Annotated in this window: 5 protein-coding genes; 3 read left to right on the top strand and 2 right to left on the bottom strand. The window is 55.9% G+C overall.

What is annotated here, in order from left to right; genetic code table 11:
- Window positions 1-53: 53 nt before the first annotated feature.
- Window positions 54-1,043 (bottom strand): GlxA family transcriptional regulator, encoded by a 990-nt coding sequence (locus tag ACR0AK_RS14830; RefSeq protein ID WP_480793880.1) that lies wholly within the window; start codon window positions 1,041-1,043, stop codon window positions 54-56.
- A gap of 279 nt (window positions 1,044-1,322) precedes the next feature.
- Between ACR0AK_RS14830 and ACR0AK_RS14825 the strand changes: the two genes are divergently transcribed.
- Complete coding sequence (locus ACR0AK_RS14825; RefSeq protein WP_480793879.1) at window positions 1,323-3,020, top strand: type I secretion system permease/ATPase; 1,698 nt, start codon at window positions 1,323-1,325, stop codon at window positions 3,018-3,020.
- Window positions 3,020-4,336 (top strand): HlyD family type I secretion periplasmic adaptor subunit, encoded by a 1,317-nt coding sequence (locus tag ACR0AK_RS14820; RefSeq protein WP_480793878.1) that lies wholly within the window; start codon window positions 3,020-3,022, stop codon window positions 4,334-4,336. The genes ACR0AK_RS14825 and ACR0AK_RS14820 overlap by 1 nt, the downstream gene beginning before the upstream one ends.
- A 13-nt stretch (window positions 4,337-4,349) precedes the next feature.
- Here the strand turns inward: ACR0AK_RS14820 and ACR0AK_RS14815 are convergent, their stop codons facing one another.
- Window positions 4,350-6,401: a dockerin type I domain-containing protein gene (locus ACR0AK_RS14815; RefSeq protein WP_480793877.1), complete on the bottom strand. Its 2,052-nt coding sequence runs from the start codon at window positions 6,399-6,401 to the stop codon at window positions 4,350-4,352.
- Between the two features lie 210 nt (window positions 6,402-6,611).
- Between ACR0AK_RS14815 and ACR0AK_RS14810 the strand changes: the two genes are divergently transcribed.
- Entirely contained in the window at window positions 6,612-10,439 is a 3,828-nt protein-coding gene (locus tag ACR0AK_RS14810) for an Ig-like domain-containing protein (protein WP_480793876.1), read from the top strand.
- Window positions 10,440-10,441: the final 2 nt, after the last annotated feature.

The raw sequence follows: 10,441 nt of genomic DNA, 5'->3' as shown, positions 1-10,441 counted from the left end.
AACTTTTTTCGCCGTATTTTTTACATTTTACGCCAATCGGAAATAGCCCATTATTATCCCTTGGATTTGCGATGCATCGGCCATGCCCGAAACTCAAACGGGACCCGACCATCCACCCTGTCGCGGGTCGGCGGCAACCCGAAACGCTCTTTATACGCACGGCTGAAATGCACCTGACTTGCAAATCCGGATGCGACTGCCACTTCGGCGATAGGCAGTTCCGTCTGCGTTACCAAGCCCCGCGCTCGGTCCAAACGGATATCCCGGTAATACAGAGCGGGCGTCTTCTTGATGTAGGTTCCAAACAATCGGTCCAGCTGGCGGTGAGATATCCCAGCCTTCTTGCAAATCTCGGGCACAGGAATCGGATTTTCCAGATTGGCTTCCATCTCCTGAATGGCTGCCCGTAGCTTGGCAGGAACCGTTGAGCCCAAAGGTTCGCTGTGTTGTGGCTGCTGCAGATCCGAAGGCCCTCTGAGACGATCGTGAAAGATATATCTGGCAGCCGCATTTGCCAGAGCGCTGCCGCAAACGCCTTTCACAATCTGCAATCCAAAGTCCACGGAGGCGTTACCGCCGCAACAGGAAATCCGGTTTCCGTCCAGTACAAACAGGTTTTCGACAACGTTGACATCCGGGTAAAGCTCTTGAAAAGCATCAATATGTTCGTAGTGAACAGTCGCCCGGCGCCCCTTCAGCAGTCCGGCCCACGCCAGGATGAATGCTCCGGTATCCAACCCACCCAAGGTGGCACCGCTACGCGCCCACTGACGCAGTGCGTTGCCCGTTTTCTGAGTTACATGCTTTTCAGGCGTCCAGCTTGTTGAAACAACCACGATATCGGCCGCATCGACATCGCCCAGCGCCACAGTATTTATTCCGGCCCCATTGCTTGCGATACAATAGCCGCCATCCTCGGACACAAAGTCCCATTTGAAATAGAGCGTCCCATCCAGATAGTTGGCCGCTCGAAACGGATCAATAAATCCCATTGTAGCGGCCAGATTAAAGCCGTGCGCAACCACGACAAGAACGCGGGTCATGGGATCTGAGATGTTTTCCATGTGGACTCTGCCTCAATTGCGCTACGTGAAGATCAAAGAAAATATCAATTCGATCAACACGAAAGTCGGATGCCAATAAGCCTGTTACTAAAGCTGTCGGCGGCATATGGACAATCCGTGACGACATGCATTTCCACTGTTGGGACATGAGTCTAGGATGCGCGCGAATGCTAGCCCATTCGCAACCCGAGCAACAGAAAACGAGAAGCTTCGTTCGTGAATATTGAGAACCGCATGGCCGCCCAGCCAAGACATGAAATGCAATCAGCGCGCAATCAAGGCATCACATTTCTGGCGCTGGCATTTCTGTTCAGTATCTTTGTCAACTTGCTGATGCTGACCGGACCCTTGTTCATGTTGCAAGTCTACGATCGCGTTCTTGGGTCACGAGCGGTCGAAACCCTGGCGGCGCTGTTCCTGCTAGTGGCACTTTTGTACGGCCTTATGGCGATGCTCGATTTCGCAAGGGGCCGAATCGTGGCGCGTTTCGGTGCGCGGTTCCAGTCACAACTGGACGAGCGCGTATTTGATGCGACCCTGCGCCGATCGCTACACCCGCGAGCGCGCGCCGCGCCTGCAACGGCGTTGCGGGATCTGGAGTCCATCCAAAACCTGTGTTCCTCCCCGGTATTGTTGGCCGTCATGGACATCCCATGGACGCCGGTCTTTATCGCTGCGATCTTTCTATTCCATCCCCTTCTGGGCTGGTTGGCGGTAGGTGGCGGTTCGCTTTTGGTGGTAATCGCGTTGCTGAACCAGGTTCTGACGCGTCGCAAGGTCGCCTTGGCGCAGTCCGCTTCGGCAAAAGCCAACATCTTTTCCGAACATGCCAGACAAGCGGCCGAGGTCGTACGCTCGCAGGGCATGCAAGAAGACATCACACGCAGATGGCAGCGGCAGCGCACAAAAGCCTTGCAACAGACAATTGCCGCCAGCGACTGGACCGGCAGTTTTTCGTCGGTGACAAAATCGCTGCGGCTGTTTTTGCAATCTGCAATGCTGGCACTTGGGGCCTTGCTGGTTCTGCGCAATGAACTGACCCCTGGCGCGATGATCGCAGGCTCGATCCTGTTGGGTCGCGCTTTGGCGCCGGTCGAACAGGTCGTTGGACAATGGGCCGTCGTGGAACGCGCCCGAACCGCATGGACTTCGCTAAACCGGTTTTTGGATGCCACGCCACCCGAAGCACAGCGCACCAAACTACCCGTACCCGAAGCGCACCTGACGGCCAAAGGCCTGACAGTGATCCCCCCCGGTGCGGATACTCCAACCCTGCGCAACGTCTCGTTGAACCTCGAACCCGGACGAGCGCTTGGTGTTATCGGAAAAAGCGGATCGGGAAAATCCACACTGGCCAAAGCGCTTTTGGGTATTTGGCATCCAGCAGCAGGCGAGATCCGGTTGGGAGGCGCAACGCTGGATCAGTACGATCCAACGGATCTGGGTCAACATATCGGATACCTTCCGCAAGAGGTTACGTTGTTTAATGGAACAGTCGCCGAAAATATCGCGCGTATGTCCGAAGAACCCGACCCCGGGGCCGTGGTAAAAGCAGCCAAAAAAGCCAACGCACATGAGTTAATTCTTACTCTTGAAAAAGGCTACGACACGATCCTGGAAGGCAATGACAGCCAGTTGTCAGGCGGTCAGAAACAACGGATCGCACTTTCTCGCGCGCTGTACGGAAACCCCGTTTTGCTGATCCTGGACGAGCCGAACTCGGCGCTGGATGCAGATGGGACAGAGGCACTGAACGCCGCCATCCGCGACCTCAAGGCCGCAGGAAAATCAGCGATCATTATGACTCACCGACCTCAGGCGATTTCGGAATGTGATGATCTTGCGGTTGTCGAGCGCGGGCAGGTTGTTAAATCCGGACTACGTGATGAGGTTCTGGGCGCAGTTGTCCAAAACGCCGGATCAATCAAGCGCAACCTCAGCAAGGCAAGCAACTGATGCAAAGTACAGCAGAAAAAAACCCGAGTCCGGTGTGGCGCATAACGATCCCTGCCCTGGTCGGTTTTGCGGCCCTTGCCATCCTTGTTGGCGGTTTGGGCGTTTGGGCGGTCAACACGCGTTTAGCCGGGGCCATTATCTCTCAGGGAATTATCGAAGTAGAAAGCAACCGTCAGGTGATTGAACACCCGGACGGTGGAGTTGTTGGTGAAATCTATGTGCGCGACGGTGATGCCGTCAGCAGCGGTGATCTGCTGTTGCGATTGGATGATACATTTCTGTCGTCTGAGAAAACCATCGTCGAAGCCCAGTTGTTCGAATTGTTGGCTCGCAGAGCCCGGCTGGAGACCGAGCGCGATGGCGCAGATGCGAACGCTCTGGCCGCTCAACTGGCCGAGATTCAACAGCAAGAGAGCATAGGGGATGATCTGATCGCCGGTCAGCAACGCCTGTTCGAGGCGCGGTTAAACACACTGAACCAGCAAACCGAACAGCTGAGCAAACAAACCATTCAGATCGAGAGCGAGATTGACGGCACCGAAGCGCAGCTTGTCTCGCTGCGCCGTCAGGTCGAATTGATTCAGGCCGAACTGGATGATCAGCAAAGCCTGCTTCAACGTGGCCTCACCCAGGCCAGCCGTGTTTCGGCCCTACAGCGCGAAGAGGCCAGCCTAACCGGGGATATTGGTCGGCTGGAAGCCGCCGCAGCGCGCTTACGAGGGCAGATATCAGCGACCGAAATCGCGATTGTCGAGCTTGAGGCGACGCGGCGCGAGGAAGCCATTTCAACCCTGCGTGACATTCAATCCCAGATTTCAGAACTGGCCGAGCGTCGCCTGTCGCTGGACACCCGCCTTTCGCGACTGGATATCCGAGCGCCTGTATCGGGCACGGTCTATGGGAGTCAGGTCTTCGCGTTGCAGTCTGTGATCCAACCGGCAGAACCAATGATGTACTTGGTACCGCAGGACACGCCTCTGTTGGTGGCCGCACGGGTCGATGCGATCCACGTGGACCAGTTGCATGTTGGCCAGCCGGTTTTATTACGGTTTCCCGCATTCAATCAGCGTGAAACACCGGAAATTGACGGCCAGGTTATCACAGTCTCTGCGGACACGTTTACCGACGACAATACGGGCCAGACATTCTATCGCGCCGAGGTTGTTCCGCAAGACGGGCAAGTTGATCGCCTGAACGGCCAGGAACTGTTGCCCGGAATGCCCGTGGAAACACTTATCAAGACGGACGAACGTACGCCGCTGTCTTATCTCGTCAAACCATTGGCGGATTATTTTAACCGGGCGTTCCGCGAGTGATCGTCTGGTCGCTCTAAGGCGCTTCGAGGTTTCCCAATAGGATCGAGGTCATATCGGCGGCAATCAAACCGTCAAAAGCGACCACATTGGCCCCGGTGTCATAAGAGACGTTGGTGCGCGTGATCCCCAAAAGATCCGCGTCGGCGTCAATGAAAATCCATTCCGGGCGAACAGAAGTGGGTTGTCCGACGGCCACTTGCAGGATCGACAATGCATCGAATGCATTTATGGAACCATCCCGGTTGATATCTGCCGCGATCAAATTCTCGGGCGACGCCGGTCCCCATGTCGGGTCCAGCCCGACCGAGATACGCAGGACCTGCAACGCGTCCAAGGCGTTGATGTCTTTGCTTGCGGTTGAATAGGTCTTGATGACGTCAATCTCACCCTCAAAAGTGCCGGGCGGCAAGCTCAGGTCGAACTGCCCATTACTGTCTGCGCGTGCACTGATCGTGGCACCGCCATTTGGGGTGAAGCTGATCTCTGCATCACTGAGGCTGGGATTGGCGGTTTCGGAATTGATTGAAACATCCCCTACTACCCCATCGGAACTGCCCGGATCGAGCCCCGCAAAATCGCCAAAATCGACGGGGATGTGATCGGGGCCGCCAAATCCCGCGCCAAACACCTGAGCGCTGGTCAGCGGACCACCTGTGGCGGAGTTCACGTTTATCGTCTCATTGAGGTATTCAATCCTTGCACCCTGCACCGTCGCGGTAAAGGTCAACTGTCCGGGGGTTCTAAGCAACGGAAAATCGAACATGTCCAACCGATCGGTTCCGACCTGAAAATCCGTAATCGTGGAGGTTTGCGCCCCGTATTGCATAACAAAAATGTCGGCACCCGCCCCGCCTGTCATCGTGGTCGCAGCGGAACCCGCAATCAGTATGTCATCCCCGCCACCGCCAACCAGGGTCGTGGGAAGGATACTGCCTCTGAGCATATCATGCCCGGCTGTGCCATTTACGGTTCCAAAACCGCTGCGCACGACACCCAAGCCCGTGACATCCACGGTAAGCTGGGTCAGCCCTGCGTCCTGTTGCGAAGCAACCAGAATCTGCAGTTCGTCGCCGACCTGCGCGACACTGAAAGATTCCACATTCTGCAAACCGCTTTCGAGCGTATCGGCAAAACTTTCCAAATGCACCAATTGCCCGTCAGGTGTCATGGTGAACAATGTGATTCCATCATCACCACCACCCGCGACCACAAATACATGCCCGTCGACCTCGACCACCGACAGATCCTTAACCGATTCAAACCGTGTGTGAAGCGAATCCAGGACATGGTCGGTTGGGATCAAACGACCGTCTGCAGCCAGTTCCATCACACTGAGAGAGTTGCTTTCAGCCCCTGCGACCACAACCCAAGATTTGCCATGCGCCTGTATGATTTCGACACCGGTGGGCGTCGCTATTCCCAAAGTCGTCAGGGCCTCGCTATTCTCTACCACGGTTATGGCACCGTTCCCCGCATCAACCCGGTATGTCGAGACAGTGTTGCCGACCGCGTCGACCGCGACCACAAAACTGTCTGCACCTATACGTACGCCATCCATCGAATCAGATCGCTCCTCGATCACGCCCGAGGACGTCAATGTGCCGTCTCCGTTCACCGTATACGTCACAATCCGCCCGGTATCTTCATGTGCCATCATCAACATGTCGCCGGATCCGGTCGACAGTTTCACCAGGGCTGATATGTCACCACCGCCTGTCAATGTCCCGGTTTCACGCAAGGTTCCAACTGTCCCATCGGGGTTCAATTCATACCCCACCAGACCGTTTGCAGTGTCGATATCCAGGACAAGTTGATCACTGCCGCCGAAAGAAACTGCTGTACCGGTGCGACCAACCTGAAACGTGAACGAGCCACTAAAATACTGGGTATCGACCAGTTGTGGAACAGCGCCATCGATAAGCTTCCAGACGGCAACACCCCCGCCGGGGCCGGTCAGACTGTACAAATACGTGTTCCCGTTAAACGTTTTTAAAGCCGTATCACGGATACCTGAATCGAGCGCTGTGCTCCCTGTTGCAACCACGCCTTCGAACTGAAGCATCATATCAAATCACCCCACGCCACTCCTGGCAGTGATTGCAGGATGATCCGATGCCCGGCCCGATACCAAAGCGGAATTGTGGTGAAAACGAGGAGTTCGGTTTCAGTTTAACACAATTTTTCCTGTTCCGACCGCATGAGTCACAGAAGCGAAAGACTGATGAACATAACCTGGCCCACCCGGGCGGACGCAGACATCAAATGTGAGGGTAAGATGACCAAAGAACATGATCCCACAACCAAACCTGCAGATTCTGGATCAGACAATGGTCGCAAGGACCACATTCGCCGGTGGATTGATGGCAAAATACGACGCTGGGCCGGGCGCGGCATCGCCGGGGGACTTGGTTCTACGCTAATAGCCCTGCCTGCTTTGGCACAAGCAACGATTGAAGAACTTTATGCTTTTCAATTTGCAGAAACGATCCCCGGCGTTCAGTCAGTGAAGCTACTGAAAAATGGCGATGTTCTGCTGAAGATGGTCGACGGTCGCACGATGATCGTCGCCGCTGAAAATGTTCAGATTCTGGACAGTGGCGCGATAATGATCGCCGAAAATGCCGTGAGTGAAATTGCGCAATTCAGTTTGGCCGCCGAAGCAGGTGGTACGGCTGCCGCTGGAGGCGGCATCAGTGGCGTCGGTGCAGCATTGGGCGGATTGGGCCTGGCTGGCGCCGCGGCGGCAGGTGCTGGCGGCGGAGGAGGAGACGATGGCGATTTCCAACCCGCCCCACCAACAGCACCTCAGGTTTTGAATCTGGCGCAGGCGCAATCCACTGCACTAAGCAGCGCGGAAACGGATATCAGGGTCCCTGATGGAACCGAAACGGTGGAACTATCTATCGGCTCTTTGGTCAAAACTGTGCCACTCAATCCAGACGGGGGCTGGAGCATTTCGCTGACAAGCGTCGAAGCGGCCAGCCTGCCACAAGGTGTGCAGAACGTCACTATTCGCCACCTGGACAGCGGCGGGCAAGAGCTGTCGGTTGAGACCGTATCCTTCAACATCGACACCATTCCCCCCACTTTGACAATTTCCGGTTTGTCAGACGGTCCGGTCGTAAATGCCGCGGAAAGCGCAACGGATCTAACCGTCTCTGGGACGACAAGCGCGGAAAATGGTCAGACAGTAACTGTCACTCTGAACGGCGAAACATATTCCGGCACCGTATCTGACGGCCAGTGGGTCGTAACCGTTCCTGCCAGTGACCTTGCCGTGCTGCCGGATGGGGAAACATTCGTTTTGACGGCAGATGTTTCAGATGCGGCGGGCAATCCTGCGGCCCAGGTCAGTGACAGCATTGGGACGGACTTTTCGGCCCCTACACTCAGCTTGAACCCGCTGCCTGTCGATAAGATCGAATTGGTAGATGTACAGAACGATATGGAACTGAGCGGATCGACAACGGCCGCTGATGGTCGGGCGGTTGTCGTCGAATTTGGCGGACAGACCTATTCGACAACGGCCTCTGACGGAAGCTGGAGTGTTACCATTCCGTCTGCTGACCTTGCAAACTTGCCCTCAGGCACCCCGGTGTCGGTAGAGGTTGTTGTCAGCGATGCAGCTGGAAACACCTCAGTTCCAGCAAAAGCCTCGGTTCCGGTGGATCTAACTGGTCCTGCGGTTTCCATTTCGCCACTGTCGATCGGGTCCGCTCTGAACGCCGTAGACGTTGGTTCAGATTTGGTTGTCTCGGGGATTACAGGCAACGTGGAAGACGGGCAGCAGGTCACTGTCATGCTGGACGGCCAGAGTTACACCGGCGTCGTATCCGGCAACAACTGGTCGGTGACCATACCTGCGGCCGACCTTGGAGCATTAGCAGACGGAGGTGCGTTTACCATCACTGCAGATGTATCAAATGCTGGCGGGATTGCAGCCAGCCAAGCCAATACTCCTGTGTCCAAGGATGTCACCGCCCCGACCGTGACGATCGACGGATTTTCCGATGGTGCTGTTATGAATGCCACCGAGCGCGGCACAGACCTGACCATCACTGGATCAACCAATGCGGAGGACGGTCAAACTGTAACCGTTTCACTAAATGGGTTGGACTATACCGGCACTGTCTCTGCCGGTGCCTGGAGCGCGACAATACCCGCAGCAGATCTGAACGCGTTGTCCGATGGTTCAACAATCCCGGTGACTGCAAATGTGGCAGATGCAGCGGGAAATCCAGCAGTGCAGGCAAACGGCAGTTTTGACACTGACTTTACGCCGTATTCCATCGCCATAACCAACTTGTCCGACGGTCCGGTTATGAACTTGGCTGAACGGGGCACGAATCTGACTGTCTCCGGGACCTCAGATGCCCCGGACGGCACCACAATCACCGTTGAAATCGTCAGGCCAGATGGCACTGTTGACCTGAGTCACACCACAACGGTCAGTGGCGGAAGTTGGACGTTGGTTGCCCCGGCGGCCGGCCTGAACAGCCTGCAAGACGGAGAAACCTACGGTGTAAATGCGTCAGTTTCCGACACTGCTGGAAACAGCGCAGGTGCCAGTGCCGGATTTAGCACGGACTTCACCGCACCAACTGTTACGATTGACCCATTACCCGTCGGATCGGTTCTGGATGTCTCTGAAAAAGGCAGCGATCTTTCCATTTCTGGCGCGACATCAGCCGAAGATGGGCAAGTTGTTACCGTCACATTGGATGGCCACCCATATACGGGTATCGCCTCAGGTGGTGCGTGGTCGGTCACTGTACCTGCGGCAGATCTTTCCGGATTGTCGGACAGTACAAATTTCACCCTTGCAGCTGCAGTCAGTGATCAGGCCGGAAACAGCGCCATTCCGGCTACCACAACGCTGGCCACGGATTTCCGGCCTTTGTTGGGCCTGAATACTGTGGGGACAAACAATTCGGTATCACTCAGCGACGCGCAGAGTTCCGGGTCCGTTGTGTCTGGAACTTCTGTTGGCCTCAGCGCTGGCCAAGCGGTGAACGTAACACTCAACAGCAACTCGGTCGGCACCGCCACCATCGCAGCCGATGGCAGCTGGTCGCTTGCGGTTCCGGCATCTGAATTCACAGGCGTTTCGGCTGGTGATGATCTAAACTTTCAGGCTCAGGCGACAGTTTCGGGTGGCCCTGATCCCCTGCCGGCAAACGGAGAGGCGACAGCACACACACCCGGCGCCTACGTCATTGCTGAAGCAGGCCGGAGTGGTTCGACGATCACCTTCCAGGTTTTCGCAGATTCAGATCGGGACATTTCCAGCGGTCTTGCGATGACGCTCGAGTTGGGATTTGATCCGTCGGTCGTTACCTTTGACGCTGGATCAGATGCCGGGAACAGTGCTTTCGGTCTGTATCTGTCCAACCCGGTCGGAAGCTCCGTAGTCAACTTTGCTGGGGTCGCGACAAGCTTTACGGATCTGAACCAACCCTTGGTGACATTTACCATGAGCGTTCAGGACCCCGGTCAACCAATTGAGCTGTCGCTCAACACCCCCGATGGGGGCCCGACGACCGTTATTTTTGGGACAGATGGAAATGACACGTTAGTCGCCAGTGAAGTGGACAGCTTTGTTCGAGGCCAAGACGGCGACGATGCCATCAACGTCTCCGACGCGGGTCGCGATATTGTTGTATTCGAAGCAGAACCAGCGGCCAACGGAGTGGACACGATCACCGGCTTTTCGATCGGCGCTGCGGCGGATGTGGCTGATGCGTTGATGTTCAGTGGCCTTGATCACTCTACTTTGCGCGGCAATGGCACGGGGGTTGAAACGTTAAGTGTAGGAAGCGCGGTTGGAACCAACACAGGCGTCATCGGTTTGACCACCGTCCTGACTGATCTGTCAGCCAGCTCGATCGAAACCGCAGTAGAAAGCCTGACGGGAATTCAAGCGGGCGACGAAATCTACTTATTGGCGACAGATGGAGACGACAGCGTTCTGGTTAAAGTCGACTACACAGCGCCGGCTGCAGCTACCGTCGAAACAATGGCGCATTTCGCAGGGTTGGACAGTCTAAGCGGACTGAACCCTGACAATATCCTGATCACCGACCCGACCGGAGCATCAGCCTGATC

The organism is Ruegeria sp. BI12 (assembly GCF_056537985.1).
Note: the sequence above shows the minus strand (reverse complement) of the source record. Positions and strands in the feature narration are given on the sequence as shown.

Bases quoted from the DNA above. Each gene is read 5' to 3' on its own strand.
- ACR0AK_RS14830 (WP_480793880.1), bottom strand. From the start codon at position 1,043: ATGACCCGCGTTCTTGTCGTGGTTGCGCACGGCTTTAATCTGGCCGCT.
- ACR0AK_RS14825 (WP_480793879.1), top strand. From the start codon at position 1,323: ATGCAATCAGCGCGCAATCAAGGCATCACATTTCTGGCGCTGGCATTT.
- ACR0AK_RS14820 (WP_480793878.1), top strand. From the start codon at position 3,020: ATGCAAAGTACAGCAGAAAAAAACCCGAGTCCGGTGTGGCGCATAACG.
- ACR0AK_RS14815 (WP_480793877.1), bottom strand. From the start codon at position 6,401: ATGATGCTTCAGTTCGAAGGCGTGGTTGCAACAGGGAGCACAGCGCTC.
- ACR0AK_RS14810 (WP_480793876.1), top strand. From the start codon at position 6,612: ATGACCAAAGAACATGATCCCACAACCAAACCTGCAGATTCTGGATCA.